This is a genomic window from Microbacterium sp. Leaf351, assembly GCF_001423825.1.
Lineage (GTDB): Bacteria > Actinomycetota > Actinomycetes > Actinomycetales > Microbacteriaceae > Microbacterium > Microbacterium ginsengisoli.
Genome location: NZ_LMPK01000002.1, coordinates 63,985 through 64,706 on the forward strand (window position 1 = coordinate 63,985; position 722 = coordinate 64,706).

General features: G+C 67.5%; 1 pseudogene. It reads right to left on the bottom strand.

Going from position 1 to position 722, the window contains the following annotated elements:
* Window positions 1-580: pseudogene (locus ASG00_RS16100) on the bottom strand (penicillin-binding protein 2); the annotation flags it as partial.
* Window positions 581-722 lie beyond the last annotated feature (142 nt).

The following is a 722-nucleotide window of genomic DNA, read 5'->3' on the forward strand; positions in this document are numbered from 1 at the left end:
AGGTCGTGTTCACCTGGGTCGCGTCGTGGCCGGCCAGCGAGTTGGTGTCGTAGCTGGGGCTCGTGACCATCGCCAGGATGCGCCCGGTCGAGGGTTCGATCGCGACCACAGCGCCCTGCAGGGACCCGAGCGCGTCGTAGGCGGCCTTCTGCACGCTCGCGTCGAGGGTGAGCACCACGTTCGATCCGCGCGCGGGCTTGCCGGAGATGATCTGCTCGAGACGCGCGAGGAACTGCGACCCGCCGGTCCCGCTCAGGTCCTGGTTCATCGCGTTCTCGATGCCCGTCGATGACCCGAGCACGGGGTTGAAGTATCCGGTCACCGGAGCCCACATCTGCGGATCGACATACTGGCGCTGCCAGCTGTAAACATCGCTCGACGGCACCGATGAGGCGATGGCCGTGCCGCTTGCGATGATCGCCCCGCGCTCGATCGAGTAGGAGTCGTAGAGGCTGCGGCGGTCGGCGGGATTCGCCGCGAGGTTCTGTGCCTGCGCGACCTGGATGATGCTCGTCGAGCCGAAGAGCACGAGGAACATGGCGAGCAGCACGATGCTGATGCGGCGGAGCTCTTTGGTCATCGTTCCTCCCCCCGGATGCCGGCGGCGAACGCGATCGCGCATGCGGGACGGGTCATCCGATCACCGCCCGCGGCTGGCGACGCACGGCGTCGGAGATGCGCAGCAGGATGGCGACGATCAGCCAGTTGGCGACGAGGGACGA